Source organism: Nitratireductor sp. GCM10026969 (genome assembly GCF_042660605.1).
GTDB lineage: Bacteria > Pseudomonadota > Alphaproteobacteria > Rhizobiales > Rhizobiaceae > Chelativorans.
The window spans coordinates 1-14,867 of record NZ_JBHSUM010000100.1; the positions used below are offsets into that span (position 1 = coordinate 1).

The window sequence follows — 14,867 nt, forward strand, 5'->3', positions numbered from 1 at the left end:
CCGTCATCGGCGGCGGCTTCATCGGGCTAGAGCTTGCCGCCACCGCGCGCAAGCTCGGCGCCGAGGTGACGGTCGTCGAAGCCGCGGACCGGCTTATGGCGCGCATCGTTCCGCCAGAGATCGCCGAGGCGATGGCCGAGCGCCACCGTGCCGAAGGCGTCGAGCTTGTACTGGGCGCCGGTGTCACGGACGTGCGCGGGGGCCGCATCACCCTTGCCGACAACCGCGTGATCGAAGCCGACCTCGTGGTAGCCGGCGTGGGCGCGGTGCCGGAAACGCGGCTTGCCGCTCAAGCCGGCCTTGAGATCTCCAACGGAATTGCCGTTGACGGTCGGCTCGCCACCAGCGACCCGAATATCTTTGCCGCCGGCGACTGCTGCTCTTTCCCCTTGAACGGGGCGCGCGTCAGGCTTGAGAGCTGGCGCTGCGCCCAGGATCAGGGTGCGCATGCCGCACGGGCCATGTTGGGCGCCGACGAGGCCTTCTCCCGGATCCCGTGGTTCTGGTCCGATCAGTACGATCTGACGCTGCAGGTCGCCGGCTTGCCCGACGCCTCGCTGGGCCATATCCGCCGCGACCTCGGCGGCGGCGCCTTCATCCTGTTCCAGATCGACCGGCAGGGCCGGTTGGTCTGCGCCAGCGGCGTGGGGACGGGCAATGCGGTGGCCAAGGATATCCGGATTTCTGAGATGCTCATGGAAAAGAATATTGCGCCGAATCCCGACCGGCTTGCCGACCCGGCGGTCAATCTCAAATCGATACTGAAAGAGAAGAAGGCATGAAGAAGCCCAATCGCAAGACGGTCGCGGACCTGCGCGCGCTCAGGGGTGTGCGTCCGCTGGCCATGCTGCGGGTCGAGACCCTGGAGGAAGCCGAAGCCGCGGAGCGGGCCGGTATCGACATGGTCTCCGTACCGCCTCCGCTGATGCTCGATCCCGCCTTCCGCGAGGCCGCGCCCACACGCTTCGCCATTCCGGGCGACAATTTCTACGAGATCGGCACGACGGAGGATTTCATCCGCTGGGCCTTCCGGCTCTACAAGGCTGGCGCGGACGCGGTCTACTGCTCGGCAGGCACGCACACCATTCGCCGCCTTGCCGAGGAGGGCATCCCGGTCTGCGGCCATGTCGGCCTCATCCCCTCCAAGGCCACCTGGACCGGCGGCTTCAAGGCCGTCGGCAAGACATTGGAGACGGCGCAGCTCGTCTGGCGCCAGGTGCAGGCGCTCGAGGAGGCGGGGGCGTTCGCGGCCGAGATCGAGGTCGTGCCGGAGGCGATCGCCACGGAAATCGCACAGCGCTGCACGCTCTTCATGATCTCGATGGGCGCGGGTGCCGGATGCGATGCGCAGTATCTCTTCTCCGACGACGTGCTCGGCGCCAACACCGGTCACGTGCCGCGGCATGCCAGGACCTATCGCAACTTCGCCGCCGAGTTCGCTCGGCTTCAGGAAGAGCGCGTCGGCGCCTACCGCGAATTCGCGAGCGACGTGCGCTCCGGCGCCTATCCTGAGGCGGGGCACAAGGTCGCGGCAGACGAAGAGTTGCTGGCGCGCTTCCGCGATTGGCTGGAGGCGCAATAGGGGGTAAATGAGTCTCGAACCGGACCGTTGTGCCTGAACGTCGACGCAGCGCCGGCGGCTGAGAAGGCCTGCTGGTGTAAGCCCCTTCCTCCATTCTGCGCCACTTCACCGTCAAGAGCAGCCACATGAGCGAAAAGACCTTCGACATCAATCTTTCCTGCGAGGACCGGCCGGGCATCGTCGCCGCCGTAACGACGGAACTCGCCTCCCTCGGCGCCAACATCGCCGAATCCAACCAGTTCTGGGACCGACAGACGAACCGCTTCTTCATGCGGATTTCCTTTACCGTTCCCGATGACACAGGGCGCGACCGGATCGCTCGCGCGCTGGAGCCGGCCATCGCCCGTTTCGACATGAAGACCGCGCTTGCCGACCGCTCGCGCCGGCCGAGAATCCTCATCCTGGTCTCGAAGTTCGACCATGCCCTGCTCCATCTCCTCTACCAGATCCGTGTCGGCTGGCTCGACGCCGAGGTGGCGGCGATCGTGTCGAACCACGAGGACTCCCGGCGAACCGCCGAAGCCGAGGGCATTGTCTATCACCACTGGCCGGTGACGAAGGACAACAAGGCCGAGCAGGAGGAGAAGCTGCTTGGGCTGGTCAAGGAGACGGACGCCGATCTGGTGGTGCTCGCCCGCTACATGCAGGTGCTTTCGGACCGGCTCTCCAAGCGGCTCTTCGGCAAGATCATCAACATCCACCATTCCTTCCTGCCGAGCTTCAAGGGCGCCAAGCCCTACCACCAGGCGCACGAGCGCGGGGTGAAGCTGATCGGCGCCACGGCGCATTACGTGACGCCGGACCTCGACGAAGGGCCGATCATCGAGCAGGAAACCGAGCGCGTCACCCATGCCATGAGCGCGGAGGATCTCGTCGCCACCGGCCGCGACATCGAAAGCCGGGTGCTCGCCCGCGCGGTCAAGCTGCATCTGGAAGGACGCGTGATGCTCAATGGGCAGAAGACGGTGGTGTTCGCGAAGGGGTGAGACGCGGGGCCAAGCGCCCTCGCCCTTCGACAGGCTCAGGATGAGGGCTACTGAGATACCGGCTCAGAGTCTCACTTCAGTTGACAAGACAAAATGCCAGCGCCATCGGTGACCAATATGGCGTTTGCCACGGTCCAGCAGCCTGTCCCCCGATTTCAAGATGGAAGCACGGACGCGATCACCCTGGCTTCGCCCTCATCCTGAGCCTGTCGAAGGACGAGGGCGAAGGCACGCACTACCGGCCCCGACCTGTTTGTTTCCGCTTCAGTCACGGCCTCACCCGATCTCGATCTCGCACCAATGCCGGTACGGCCGCTCCGGCGTGACCACCGGCGAGGGGAAGTGCGGATGGTTGATCGCATCGGGAAAGTTCTGGTCCTCCAGGCACAGGCCGCCGAAGCGCGGGTAATGCCGGCCATCGAGGCCGGGGACGGGAACATTCATCATCCCGCCCGTATAAAGCTGCATGCCGGGCTGATCGGTCCAGAGCCTGAGCGTCAGGGATTCCTCCGGCGCGGTCACCGTGGCAGCGGGGGCGGAAAGATCGCGTTCGCCGTCCAGCACCAGATTGTCATCGCAGGCCAGCGCCCCGCCTGCCGCGTCGCATAGCCGCCGCGGCTTCCGGAAATCGAGATGCGTGCCGGAGACGGACCGGATCTCGCCGGTGGGGATGAGATCCTCGCCGGTCACGGTATAGGCGTCCGCGGCGACCTCGAGCGTGTGGTCGCGCACATCGCCCTCGCCCATCAGATTGAAATAATTGTGCTGGACGATGTTGACCGGCGTCGGCCGATCTGTCTCGGCGCCGAAATCGATGCGCAGGCGATTGCCTTCGAGCCGGTAGGTGACGGTGATCGCCAGACGGCCCGGATAGCCCATCTCTCCGTCGGGGCTGACGAGCCGCAGCCGTACGCCCTCCGCGTCGGACAGAGGCTCCATGTCCCACACCTGCCGGCCGATGCCGCGCGGACCGCCATGCAGATGGTTCTCCCCCTCATTGGCCGGCAGGCGGTATTCCCGGCCGTCGAGGGTGAAGCGCGAACCGCCGATGCGGTTTGCCACGCGACCGGCGACCGCTCCGAAATAGGGGCTGTGGGCGGGATAGTCCTCGAAGCGATCAAAGCCCAGCACGACGGCGCGCTTGCCGCCTGCCACCGGCACGCGCCAGTCGCGGATAGCGGCACCGTAGCTCATGACGGCGATTTCCACGCCGGTCTCGCTGGTCAGCACCGCCTCGAAAACGTCGCACCCTTCATGAGTGCCGATCTTGCGCGGCGCACCCGCCATCCCTGCCCTCCCCGCTTCAAAGCTCAATTGCGAAACCGCTCAGCGGCAGCCGCACCGGCCAACCCGGCATCTCTCACAACGCCTCGAGCCGCATCCAGGCCGCATCGGCCCTGGACGAGTTCACGCACCCCTGTATGAAGCGCATCCCATCAAGGCCGTCCTCGACCGTCGGCAGCAGGAGATCCTGCGGCGGCTTCCCGCTGTCGCGGATTGCGCGCAGCGCGCCGGCGGCCTCCGTATATAAAGTGGCGAAGGCTTCCAGATAGCCTTCGGGATGGCCGCTCGGGATGCGGGTCACCGCCGCCGCGGCCTCGTTGGCGCCGGCGCCGGCGCGGGTGATCAGCCGTTTCGGCTCGCCGAGCGGCGTGTACCCGAGATAGTTCGGGTCGGCCTGCACCCATTCGAGACCGCCTTTGGTGCCGTAGACGCGCAGCTTCAGGCCGTTCTCGTTGCCCGGCGCCACCTGGCTCGCCCACAGCACGCCCTTGGCACGGCGCCCGTCCGCGCCTTCGGCGAAGCGCATCAGAACGTGGGCGTTGTCGTCCAGGCGCCTGCCCGGCCCGAAGCTGTCGAGGTCGGCGGCCACGCTCTCCGCCTTCAACCCGGTGACGAAAGTGACGAGCTGATAGGCGTGCGTGCCGATGTCGCCGATCGCCCCGCCCGTTCCGGAACGGGCGGGATCGGTGCGCCAGGACGCCTGTTTCTGGCCCGTCTCCTCGATGGGCTCGGCCAGCCAGTCCTGCGGATATTCCGCCTGCACCAGAATGATGTCGCCCAGCGCACCGTCGCGCACCATCTGGCGCGCCTGGCGGATCATCGGATAGCCGGAATAATTGTGGGTGAGCACGAAGAACTTGCCGCTCTGCTTCACCGCCTCGACCAGCGCCTTGGCATCGTCGAGGCTGGAAGTCAGCGGCTTGTCGCAGATGACATTGATGCCGGCCTCCAGGAAGGCCTTGGCAGCGGGATAGTGCATGTGGTTGGGCGTGACGATGCTGACGGCCTCGATGCCGTCGGCGCGCGCCGCCTCTTCTTTCGCCATTTCCTCAAAGCTCCCATAGGAGCGCTCCGGGTCGAGGCCCAGTTCGGCGGCGGACGCCCTGGCGCGCTCCGGATCGGAGGAGAGCGCGCCGGCAACGAGCATGTAGTGCCCGTCGAGCCGGGCGGCCATGCGGTGGACGGCGCCGATGAAGGCGCCCTGGCCGCCGCCCACCATTCCAAGGCGGATCGGGCTGGCGGCGGCGGACGTTGCGGATGCTGATACCATTTTCCCCCTCCTTCAAGCGATGCCGAGCATCTTGCGCAGCTTGGCCTTATCGGTCCGGCCGCCAGCGAAATCGTCGAAGGCCTTCTCGGTCACACGGATGATGTGGTGCTCGATGAAGGGCGCGCCCTCGGCAGCGCCCTGCTCGGAATCCTTCAATGCGCATTCCCATTCCAGCACCGCCCAGGAATCGTAGTCGTACTGGGCGAGCTTGGAGAAGATGCCGTTGAAGTCCACCTGCCCGTCGCCGAGCGAGCGGAAGCGCCCGGCGCGCTTCACCCAGGGCTGATAACCGGAATAGACGCCCTGGCGGCCGTCCGGGTTGAATTCGGCGTCCTTCACATGGAAGGCCGAGATTCGCTCGTGGTAGATGTCGATGAAGGCCAGGTAATCGAGCTGCTGCAAGAGGAAGTGCGAGGGATCGTAGTTGATGGTGCAGCGCTTGTGGTTGTCGACCTTCTCCAGGAACATCTCGAAGGTCGCGCCGTCGAACAGGTCCTCGCCGGGATGCAGCTCGAAACCGATATCGACGCCCTCGTCCTCATAGGCGTCCAGAATGGGCTTCCAGCGGCGGGCAAGCTCGCTGAAGGCTTCGTCGATGAGTCCATCCGGCCGCTGCGGCCAGGGATAGAGATACGGAAAGGCGAGCGCGCCGGAGAAGGAGACGCTGACGTCCAACCCCATGTTGCGCGAGGCTTTCGCCGCCTTCAGCATGTTGTCGACCGCCCATTTCTGGCGGGCGGGCGGATCGTTGTGCACTTTTTCCGGCGCGAAGCCGTCGAAGGGAATGTCGTAGGCCGGATGAGTGGCGACGAGCTGGCCGAGCAGGTGCGTGGAAAGCTCGGTGATTTCCACCCCTGCCTCACGGCAGATGCCGTTCACCTCGTCGCAATAGTCCTTCGATTCGGCCGCCTTTGCGAGGTCGAAGAGGCGCCCGTCCCAGGCCGGGACCTGTATGCCCTTGTAGCCGTGGCCGGCCGCCCAGCGGGCAATGCTCGGCAGCGTGTTGAACGAGGCTTCGTCGCCTGCGAACTGGGCCAGGAAAATGCCCGCGCCCTTCATCGTCTTTGCCATTCCATCCTCCCTGAAACATAACTGTGCTCTATGTTGGCACACCCGCCGCGTGAAGCGGCGGGATTACTTGCGCGGCGGCCCCGCCCGTTCGGCCGATGCCGCCCACAGGTTGACGTTCGCGTCGCGGGCGTAATGGTCGATTTCCGCCAGCTCCTCGTCACTGAAATCCGTATTGTCGATCGCGCCCACGCATTCCTCGACCTGTTCCGGCCGGCTGGCGCCGATCAGCGCCGAAGTGACACGCCCGCCGCGCAACACCCAGGCGATGGCCATCTGGGCGAGGCTCTGCCCGCGGCGCCCGGCGATGTCGTTCAGGGCGCGGATATTGGCGAGCGTGTCCTCCTTCAGGAACTCCTGCCTGAGCGTCTTGCCCTGCGCGGCGCGGCTCTCCTCGGGAACACCGCCCAGATACTTGCCGGTCAGCATACCCTGCGCGAGCGGCGAGAAGACGATGGAACCGATGCCGAGATCGTCGAGCGCGTCGAGCAGTCCGTCCTCCTCCACCCAGCGGTTGATGAGCGAGTAGCTCGGCTGGTGGATGAGACAGGGCGTGCCGAGCTCCTTCAGGATCGCAGCCGCCTCGCGCGTGCGCCGGGCATTGTAGGAGGAAATGCCCGCATAGAGCGCCCGGCCCGAACGCACGATCCGGTCGAGCGCCATCATGGTTTCTTCCAGCGGCGTCTCGGGATCGAAGCGGTGGGAATAGAAGATGTCGACATAGTCGAGACCGAGCCGCTTCAGGCTCTGGTCGCAGCTGGCGATCAGGTATTTGCGGCTGCCCCAAGCGCCATAGGGGCCCGGCCACATGTCGTAGCCGGCCTTGGAGGAGACGATAAGCTGGTCACGGTAGCCGGCGAAGTCCGTGCGCAGGATGTCGCCGAAGGCCTCCTCGGCGGAGCCGGGCGGCGGGCCGTAATTGTTGGCGAGGTCGAAATGGGTGATGCCAAGATCGAACGCCTTGCGGCAGATCGCCCGCTTGGCCTCGTGGGCGCGGTCCTCGCCGAAATTGTGCCACAGGCCGAGCGAGATGGCGGGCAGCTTGAGGCCGGAGCGGCCGCAGCGGCGGTATTCCATTCGTTCGTAGCGGTTGCCATCCGGTTGCCAGCTCATCGCGTGTCCCTTTGCTCAAACGAAGCGCTGCTTACCGAGATTCAGGGTGGCAGCGGAAAGATCGGCGTTAAACATGGCTTCATGTTCCGCCGCCGTAAAGCCCATGAATGAACCGAGGGATGGAAACGGAGCTTGCTCCAGATGCCTTCAAATCACCGCTTCGAACAAGGCTCGCGTATTTTCCCTGTCCAGCTTGACAGGGTTCCCGCCGGCCGTGGGATCCTGCAGCGCCATCTCCACCATTTCATCGATGCGGTCGGTCGCCACGCCAAGCTCGGACAGCCTCTCCGGCACGCCGAGTTCCGCGCGCAGCTTCAGGACAAAATCACAGAAGCCGTCGAAGCCGCCGGAAATGCCCATGTAAGCGGCGGCCTGAGCCATGCGCGCCTTGATGGCTGGGCGGTTAAAGCGAAGCACCGCGGGCATGACGACGGCGTTCGTCATGCCGTGATGCGTGTTGTAAAGCGCGCCGACGGGATGCGACAACGAATGGATGGCGCCGAGCCCCTTCTGGAAGGCGACCGCGCCCATGGCGGCCGCCGACATCATGTGGCCGCGCGCCTCGATGTCGTCAGGGGTGGCTGCCACCGTCGGCAGGTTCTCCCTGACGAGCCGCATGCCCTCGAGCGCGATGCCGTGGCTCATCGGGTGGTAGGACGGCGCGCAGTAGGCCTCGAGACAGTGGGCGAAGGCGTCCATGCCGGTGCCCACGGTGATAGCCATGGGCATGCCGACGGTCAGTTCGGGGTCGCAGATGGTGATCGCCGGAAGCATCTTCGGATGGAAGATGATCTTCTTCACATGGGTTTCGGAATTGGTCAGCACACCGGCGCGGCCGACCTCGGAGCCGGTGCCGGCGGTGGTGGGCACGGCGACGATGGGGGCAATTGCCGCGCTGTCCGCCCGCATCCACAGGTCGCCGATATCCTCGAACTCCCAGACGGGCAGCGTCTGGCCCGCCATGAACGCGACAAGCTTGCCGAGATCGAGGCCGGAGCCGCCGCCGAAGGCCACCACGCCGTCGTGGCCGCCTTCCTTGAAGGCCTCGATGCCAGCGGCGAGGTTCTTCTCGTTCGGGTTCGGATCGACCTCAGCGAAGACCGCCCGGCCGAGGCCCGCCGCGTCCAGGAGATCGAGCGCCTTCGTCGTGATCGGCAGCGGGGCAAGCCCGCGATCCGTCACCAGCAGAGGACGCGTCATGCCCGCCGCCTTGCAGGCCTCCGCCAGCTCGCTGATGCGCCCCGCGCCGAAACGGACTGATGTCGGATAGGACCAGTTGGCGGTGAGACTCATGCTTTACGCTTCCTCAGGTGATAGGATTTGGGGCGGGTGAGGTTGTGGTAGCCGATCTCCGACAGCGCGCCGCCACGGCCGGTCGCCTTGCAGCCGGTCCAGCACAGTGCCGGGTCGAGGTAGTCGGCGCGGTTCATGAAGACGGTGCCGGTCTCGATCCGTTCGCCGAGCCGCATGGCGCGGTCCGGATCGGCGGTCCACAGCGAGGCGGTGAGCCCGTAGAGGCTGTCGTTCATCAGCGTCAGCGCCTCCTCGTCGTCCCTGACGGCCATGATGCCGACGACGGGGCCGAAGCTCTCCTCACGCATGACGCGCATCTGGTGGTTCACGCCGACGAGGACCTGCGGCATCAGATAGGTGCCGCCGTCGTCCTGCGGGAAAAGCTTGGCGTCGATGAGCGCGCGGGCGCCCTGTGCCACTGCGTCCTCCGTCTGCCCGTGCACCACCTCGGCGAAGCGCCGGTTGGCCATGGGGCCGAGGGTGGTCGCCTCCTCGAGCGGGTTGCCGAGCTTCAGCTTCTCCACCCAGGCGACCGCCTTTTCCACGAAGTCGTCAAAAAGGGGTTCGGCGACATAGAGCCGCTCGATGCCGCAGCAGCACTGGCCGGCGTTGAACATGGCACCGTCCATCAGGCCGTCGACGGCCCAATCGATGTCGGCATCCTCCATCACATAGGCCGGATCCTTGCCGCCGAGCTCCAGCCCGAGCCCGGTGAAGGTGCCCGCCGCGGCCCGCTCGATGGCCTGGCCGCCGCCGACCGAACCGGTGAAATTGACGAAGTTGAACCGGCCGCCGGAGATCAGCTCCTCGGTGCCGGCATGGTCGAGGAACAGGTTGACGAAGATCTCCTGCGGCACGCCCGCCTCATGGAAGGCGCGGACGATGCGCTCGCCGACGAGCAAGGTCTGCGTGGCATGCTTGAGCGCCACCGCATTGCCGGCGATCAGCGCCGGCACAACCGTGTTGATCGCCGTCATGTAGGGGTAGTTCCACGGCGCGATGACCAGCACCACGCCATGCGGCTCACGGCGGATGGCGCGGCTGAAGAGGTCGGAGTCCTCGATCTCGATGGGGGCGAGCGCGCGGGCAGCGATTTCAGCCATATAGTCGGCGCGCTCGTTGAGACCGCCGTACTCGCCACCATAGCGCACGGGCCGGCCCATCTGCCAGGCAAGCTCCGGCACCACCTCGTCTTTCATCTCGTTGAGACGGGCGATCCCGGCCTTGACCAGCGCTATGCGCTCCTCCAGCGGCCGGTGCGCCCAGGCTTTCTGAGCCTCGCGAGCGCGACCGATCAGCCGCGCCGCATCGTCGGCGGCCATCACGGGACGCTCGGCATAGACCGAGCCGTCGACGGGCGAGATGCACTTCAGTGTGTTTGTCATGTTACGCTCTTTCAAATCCGCGCCTGACCTCCCAGTCGGTCACCCGGCGGTCGAACTCCTCCTGCTCCCACCGCGCCGCGTGCACATAGTGGTCGATCACCTCGTCACCGAACGCCTTGCGCAGCATTTCCGATCCGTCGAGCGCGGCGGTGGCCTCGCGCAGGGTGTGCGGGATCTCGCGCACATCTTTGCCGTGATAGGCGTCGCCGACGAAGGCGGGCTCCAGCGCCAGCTTGTTCTCGATGCCGTCGAGGCCGGCGGCGATCAGCGCCGCAAAGGCGAGGTGCGGCGTGAGGTCGGCGCCACCCACACGGCATTCGACGCGCACGGCCTTCGTGTCGGCGCCGCACACGCGGTAGCCGGCGGTGCGGTTGTCCATGGACCAGATCGCCTTGGTGGGCGCGAAGGTGCCGGCAGCGAAGCGCTTGTAGGAATTGATGTGCGGCGCCAGGAAATAGGTGATCTCGCCGGCATGGGCGAGAAGGCCGGCCATGTAGTGCCGCATCAGCTCCGACATGCCGTGCTCGGCCTTCGCGTCATAAAAGAGCGGCTCGCCTTCGGGCGTCCAGAGCGACTGGTGGACGTGGGAGGAATTGCCGGCGGCGGCATTGTCCCACTTGGCCATGAAGCTGATGGCTCGGCCGTGCTGCCAGGCGATCTCCTTGCAGCCGTTCTTCACGATGGCGTGGCGGTCGGCCATGGTGAGGGCGTCCGTGTAGCGGACATTGATCTCTGCCTGGCCGGCATCGGCCTCGCCCTTGGAATTCTCCACCGGCACGTCGGCGCCATTGAGCCCGTTGCGGATCGCCCGCATCACGCCCTCTTCCTTGGTAGTCTGGAAGATGTGGTAGTCCTCGTTATAGGCGCTGATGCGCTTGAGGCCGCGATAGTCCTTGGCCTCGGCTTCCTCGAAGGAATCGTGGAACAGGAAGAACTCCAGCTCCGAGGCCATCATGGCCTGCATGCTTTTCTCTTTCAGCCTTGCGACCTGCCGCTTGAGCACCGCGCGCGGGGAATGCGGCACCTCGGCATGGGTGTGGTGGTCGAGCACGTCGCAGATCACCAGCGCCGTTCCCTCGAGCCAGGGAATGCGGCGCAGCGTGGAGAGGTCCGGCTTCATGGTGTAGTCGCCATAGCCCGCCTCCCAGCTCGTCGCGCGGTAGCCCTCCACCGTGTACATTTCGAGGTCGGTGGCCAGCAGGTAATTGCAGCTGTGGGTCTCCTCGAAGGCGCTTTCGAGGAAGAAATCGACATGGCAACGCTTGCCCATCAGGCGGCCCTGCATGTCAATGAGGGCAACCAGCACCGTGTCGATCTCGCCCTTGCCGGCCAGCGCCCGCAACTCCTGCAGTGTCAGTTTTCCCGCCATTCAGCTCATTCCTATGTCATTGGCCGGCGGCCCCGGGACGAATCCCGGGGCCGGGTACGTGCGTCCGATCAGCCGTAGCGGTAGGGCGGGCCGGCCTCGCGCATCAGGGCGCGATAATTGCGCAGGATCTGCACCACGCGCTCGCGGCGGCCGCCCTCGGCGGCGATCTCGTCCCAGAAGTTCTCGGCTTCGGCCTCGACCGTCTCCCACTCCGCGTCGGGAATGGTGGTGAGCTGCATCTTCTCACCATTGACGCGCAGATCCGCCTCGCCGGCCCAGTACCAGTGCTGGCGGTAGTAGTGCGAGGAATCGGTCGCCAGGCGGAAGAGCGTCTGGAGGTGCTCCGGCACCTCATTCCAGCGCTCCGAATTGGCAAAGAAGTGGCCGATCCACGCGCCGCAGATGTTGTTGGTGAGGAAATAGGGCGTCACGTCGGCCCAGCCGACCGTATAGTCCTCGGTGATGCCGGACCAGGCGATGCCGTCGAGTTCGCCGGTCTGCACCGCCACCTCGACGTCCTCCCACGGCAGCGTCACCGGCACGACGCCGAAGCGCGAGAGAAACCGGCCGGCCGTCGGAAAGGTAAAGACGCGCTTGCCCTCGAGGTCGGCCAGGCTGTTGATCGGATCCTTGGTGTTGAAATGGCAGGGATCCCAGGCGCCGGCCGACAGCCAGGTGACGTTCTCCACCTCGCCATAGGCCTCCTGCCAGATCTCGGCGAGCCCGTGCTTGTAGAACAGCGCCGGCACGTCGAGCGAATAGCGCGTGGCAAAGGGGAAGTAGCCGCCGAAGACGGAGACATCCACGGGTGCCGCCATGGAATCGTCGTCCGACTGCACGGCGTCGATGGTGCCGTTCTGCATGGCGCGGAAGAGCTCGCCCGTCGGCACGAGCTGATCGGCGAAGTAAAGCTCTATCTCCATCTCGCCGTTGGCGGCCTTGTTGAAGGCGTCGATGGCGGGCACGACGACGTGCTCGGCAAGCGCGGGGCCGGCATAGGTCTGCATGCGCCAGCGGATGGGCGACTGGGCCTTCACATAAGGTGCGGCAAGCGTGGCGGAGCTTGCTGCGGCCGTCGCCAGCCCGGCCTTGGTCAGGAATTGCCTTCGGTTCTGCATGTCCTGTTCTCCTCTGGTTGGTGTCTGTTTGCGTTTCATCTTCTTGTTCTTGCCTCCTCCATTCCGTGCCTCCTTCAACGGATGTAGTAGTGCTGGGGCAGCCAGAGCGCGATCTGCGGGAAGATCATGACGGTGGCCAGCGCCAGGACCATCACCACGACGAAGGGGATGATGGACCGGTATATGTCGCCCAGACTCACCTCCGGGGGAGCCATGGCGCGCATGAGGAACAGATTATAGCCGAAAGGCGGGGTCATGTAGGCGATCTGGCAGGTGATGGTGTAAAGCACGCCGTACCAGATCAAGTCGAAGCCGAGCGCGTCGACGAGCGGGATGTAGAGCGGCGCCACGATCACCAGCATCGCCGTGTCGTCCAGGAACATGCCCATGATCAGATAGGAAAGCTGCATCAGGATCAGCACCTCCCAGGGCGACAGGCCAAGCCGGTCGAGGAAGAAGCCCTCGATCGCCCTGACGGCGCCCAGCCCGTCGAAGACGGCGCCGAAGCACAGCGCGGCGACGATGATCCACATGAACATGCAGGAGATCGACAGCGTCTTCTTCACGGTCGTGTGGAAGACCTGCCAGGTGAGCCGGCGGCGCAGGGCGGCGGCGATGGTGGCGGAGACCGCGCCGATGGCGGAGCTTTCGACCAGGCTCGTATAGCCCATGACGAAGAGGCCGGTCATGGCCATGAAGATAAAGAAAGGCAGGATGCCGGCCGAAAGCAAGGCGAGCTTCTCGCTCCATGGCACGCGGCGTTCCTCGGCGGGCAGAACGGGCCCGAGCTTCGGCTGCGCCCAGCAGCGGATCGCGATATAGAGGATGAACAGTCCCGCCATCATGAGGCCGGGGAAAACGCCTGCCAGCCAGAGCTGCCCCACCGGCTGACGGGCGATCATGGCATAAAGAACGAGCACCACGCTCGGCGGCACCAGGATGCCCAGCGACGAACCGGCCTGGATGACACCGGTCACCATCACCTTGTCGTAACCGCGGCGCAGAAGCTCCGGCAGGGCAATGGTCGCACCGATGGCCATGCCGGCGACGGAAAGCCCGTTCATGGCGGAGATGACCACCATCAGCGCGATTGTGCCGATGGCGAGCCCGCCGCGCACGGGGCCGAACCAGACGTGGAACATCTTGTAGAGATCGTCGGCGATGCCCGACTCCGACAGCATGTAGCCCATATAGATGAAGAGCGGCAGCGTGAGCAGCGCATACCACTTCATCAGCTTCATGGCCGAGGAGAAGGCGATCTCCGAGCCGCCCGTGCCCCACAGCATGAGCGCGAAGACAACGGCGACGAAGCCGATGGCACCGAAGACGCGCTGGCCCGTAAGCAGCAGGCCCATCATGCCCGAAAACATGAGAACAGCCGTCATCTCATAGCTCACGGCAGTTCCTCCCCGAGCGCCAGCGCCAGATCACGGAAGAACTGGGCGAAAGCCTGAAGAAGCATCAGCGCCACGCCGATGCACATGACGATCTTGATCGGCGCCATGTAAGGCGCCCAGGAGGAGTAGCTCGTCTCGCCGTAGCGGATGGCATAGGCGGTCGAGGAGAAGCCGCCATAGAGCAGCACGCCGAGATAGAAGATCAGGAACAGAATGGTGACGCAGTCGACCATGGCGCGCCGGCGCGGAGACCAGAGCGAATAGATGAGATCCATGCGCACGTGCGAGTCGTGCTGAAGCGACCAGCCGCCGCCCAGCATGTAATAGGCGGCCATGACGAACTGGGCCATCTCCAGCGTCCAGAGCGGCGGTATGGCGACCGCCTTCATGATGGACGAATAGAGCAGGATGCCGATCATCGCCACGACGAGATACATGGCGAAGAGACCGACAACGCGGTTCACTCGGTCGATCCAGCGGACATAGCCGCGCACCAGCCCGGGAAGGAACGCCCTTCTATCTGCTCGGGTCATGCGGTCGGCCTGGGACATCGTGCTCTCATTTCGCCACCATTTCCCGTGCCGGCGCGGCAAGCGCCCGCTCCAGATGCCGCGCCAGGAACGCGGCCATATTTTCCTGCCCGTTGCCATCGGCGATCAGATCGTTGCGGATCTCGAGCATGACGTTGAGAAGCCGCCGCGGCAGTGCCTGGGCGGCCAGCGTGTGGGTGACACCGTCCTGGGGCCCGTAAGGCTCGTTGCGCCGCACGATCCATCCATCCTCGCCCCGCATGGACGCCAGCAGTGCATCGGCAAGCCGGCAGTCGCGGTCGTGCAGGATGCCGATCTCGACCTCGCGGCAAACGCCGAAATAGACCGGCGTGAAGGAATGGACGGTGACGAGGACCGGAGCCTGGCCGGCCGCGATCTTCGTGTCGAGGCAGGCGGCAAGGGCGGCGCGGAACGGTTCGTAAAAGCGGCGCGCGCGCGCCGCGCGGTCGGC

At 65.5% G+C, this 14,867-nt stretch carries 14 protein-coding genes; 3 read left to right on the top strand and 11 right to left on the bottom strand.

Going from position 1 to position 14,867, the window contains the following annotated elements:
• From ACFP9U_RS17565 to purU, 3 genes are all read left to right on the top strand, one after another.
• Positions 1–782, top strand: a 782-nt coding sequence (locus tag ACFP9U_RS17565) for an NAD(P)/FAD-dependent oxidoreductase (protein ID WP_378623433.1), incomplete at its 5' end; no start/stop codon positions are given.
• Entirely contained in the window at positions 779–1,582 is an 804-nt protein-coding gene (locus ACFP9U_RS17570; RefSeq protein WP_378623434.1) for a 3-methyl-2-oxobutanoate hydroxymethyltransferase, read from the top strand. The genes ACFP9U_RS17565 and ACFP9U_RS17570, both read left to right, overlap by 4 nt.
• A 125-nt stretch (positions 1,583–1,707) precedes the next feature.
• Positions 1,708–2,568: a formyltetrahydrofolate deformylase gene (gene purU / locus ACFP9U_RS17575; RefSeq protein ID WP_378623436.1), complete on the top strand. Its 861-nt coding sequence runs from the start codon at positions 1,708–1,710 to the stop codon at positions 2,566–2,568.
• 276 nt (positions 2,569–2,844) lie between these two features.
• Here the strand turns inward: purU and ACFP9U_RS17580 are convergent, their stop codons facing one another.
• From ACFP9U_RS17580 to ACFP9U_RS17630, 11 genes are all read right to left on the bottom strand, one after another.
• The gene (locus ACFP9U_RS17580; RefSeq protein WP_378623438.1) at positions 2,845–3,855 is read right to left on the bottom strand and encodes an aldose epimerase family protein; all 1,011 of its coding nucleotides are present in this window, start codon (positions 3,853–3,855) and stop codon (positions 2,845–2,847) included.
• Between the two features lie 73 nt (positions 3,856–3,928).
• Complete coding sequence (locus ACFP9U_RS17585; RefSeq protein ID WP_378623439.1) at positions 3,929–5,122, bottom strand: Gfo/Idh/MocA family protein; 1,194 nt, start codon at positions 5,120–5,122, stop codon at positions 3,929–3,931.
• Between the two features lie 12 nt (positions 5,123–5,134).
• Positions 5,135–6,193 (bottom strand): sugar phosphate isomerase/epimerase family protein, encoded by a 1,059-nt coding sequence (locus tag ACFP9U_RS17590; RefSeq protein ID WP_378623442.1) that lies wholly within the window; start codon positions 6,191–6,193, stop codon positions 5,135–5,137.
• A 63-nt stretch (positions 6,194–6,256) separates the two neighbouring features.
• Positions 6,257–7,303 carry an L-glyceraldehyde 3-phosphate reductase gene (mgrA, locus tag ACFP9U_RS17595; RefSeq protein WP_378623443.1) on the bottom strand — a complete coding sequence of 349 codons (1,047 nt, stop codon included), beginning with the start codon at positions 7,301–7,303 and terminating at the stop codon, positions 6,257–6,259.
• A gap of 147 nt (positions 7,304–7,450) precedes the next feature.
• Positions 7,451–8,596, bottom strand: coding sequence for an iron-containing alcohol dehydrogenase (locus tag ACFP9U_RS17600; protein ID WP_378623445.1), 1,146 nt, complete (start codon positions 8,594–8,596; stop codon positions 7,451–7,453).
• Positions 8,593–9,981, bottom strand: coding sequence for an aldehyde dehydrogenase family protein (locus ACFP9U_RS17605; protein WP_378623446.1), 1,389 nt, complete (start codon positions 9,979–9,981; stop codon positions 8,593–8,595). Before ACFP9U_RS17605 ends, ACFP9U_RS17600 begins: the two co-directional genes overlap by 4 nt.
• Before the next feature lies 1 nt (position 9,982).
• A complete protein-coding gene (locus ACFP9U_RS17610; RefSeq protein WP_378623448.1) occupies positions 9,983–11,350 on the bottom strand; it encodes a glutamine synthetase family protein in 1,368 nt (455 codons plus the stop codon).
• 68 nt (positions 11,351–11,418) lie between these two features.
• On the bottom strand, positions 11,419–12,468 hold the full coding sequence (locus ACFP9U_RS17615; protein WP_378623451.1) for a TRAP transporter substrate-binding protein: 1,050 nt from the start codon (positions 12,466–12,468) through the stop codon (positions 11,419–11,421).
• A gap of 74 nt (positions 12,469–12,542) precedes the next feature.
• Positions 12,543–13,865, bottom strand: coding sequence for a TRAP transporter large permease (locus tag ACFP9U_RS17620; RefSeq protein WP_322453895.1), 1,323 nt, complete (start codon positions 13,863–13,865; stop codon positions 12,543–12,545).
• Complete coding sequence (locus ACFP9U_RS17625; protein ID WP_378623454.1) at positions 13,862–14,416, bottom strand: TRAP transporter small permease subunit; 555 nt, start codon at positions 14,414–14,416, stop codon at positions 13,862–13,864. The genes ACFP9U_RS17620 and ACFP9U_RS17625 overlap by 4 nt, the downstream gene beginning before the upstream one ends.
• 7 nt (positions 14,417–14,423) lie before the next feature.
• A partial coding sequence (locus ACFP9U_RS17630) for an N-formylglutamate amidohydrolase (protein ID WP_378623455.1) occupies positions 14,424–14,867 on the bottom strand: 444 nt, incomplete at its 5' end.

What these genes read in the sequence shown, in the direction of transcription:
- ACFP9U_RS17570 (WP_378623434.1), top strand. Translation starts at nt 779, where the DNA reads ATGAAGAAGCCCAATCGCAAGACGGTCGCGGACCTGCGCGCGCTCAGG.
- purU (WP_378623436.1), top strand. Translation starts at nt 1,708, where the DNA reads ATGAGCGAAAAGACCTTCGACATCAATCTTTCCTGCGAGGACCGGCCG.
- ACFP9U_RS17580 (WP_378623438.1), bottom strand. Translation starts at nt 3,855, where the DNA reads ATGGCGGGTGCGCCGCGCAAGATCGGCACTCATGAAGGGTGCGACGTT.
- ACFP9U_RS17585 (WP_378623439.1), bottom strand. Translation starts at nt 5,122, where the DNA reads ATGGTATCAGCATCCGCAACGTCCGCCGCCGCCAGCCCGATCCGCCTT.
- ACFP9U_RS17590 (WP_378623442.1), bottom strand. Translation starts at nt 6,193, where the DNA reads ATGGCAAAGACGATGAAGGGCGCGGGCATTTTCCTGGCCCAGTTCGCA.
- mgrA (WP_378623443.1), bottom strand. Translation starts at nt 7,303, where the DNA reads ATGAGCTGGCAACCGGATGGCAACCGCTACGAACGAATGGAATACCGC.
- ACFP9U_RS17600 (WP_378623445.1), bottom strand. Translation starts at nt 8,596, where the DNA reads ATGAGTCTCACCGCCAACTGGTCCTATCCGACATCAGTCCGTTTCGGC.
- ACFP9U_RS17605 (WP_378623446.1), bottom strand. Translation starts at nt 9,981, where the DNA reads ATGACAAACACACTGAAGTGCATCTCGCCCGTCGACGGCTCGGTCTAT.
- ACFP9U_RS17610 (WP_378623448.1), bottom strand. Translation starts at nt 11,350, where the DNA reads ATGGCGGGAAAACTGACACTGCAGGAGTTGCGGGCGCTGGCCGGCAAG.
- ACFP9U_RS17615 (WP_378623451.1), bottom strand. Translation starts at nt 12,468, where the DNA reads ATGCAGAACCGAAGGCAATTCCTGACCAAGGCCGGGCTGGCGACGGCC.
- ACFP9U_RS17625 (WP_378623454.1), bottom strand. Translation starts at nt 14,416, where the DNA reads ATGTCCCAGGCCGACCGCATGACCCGAGCAGATAGAAGGGCGTTCCTT.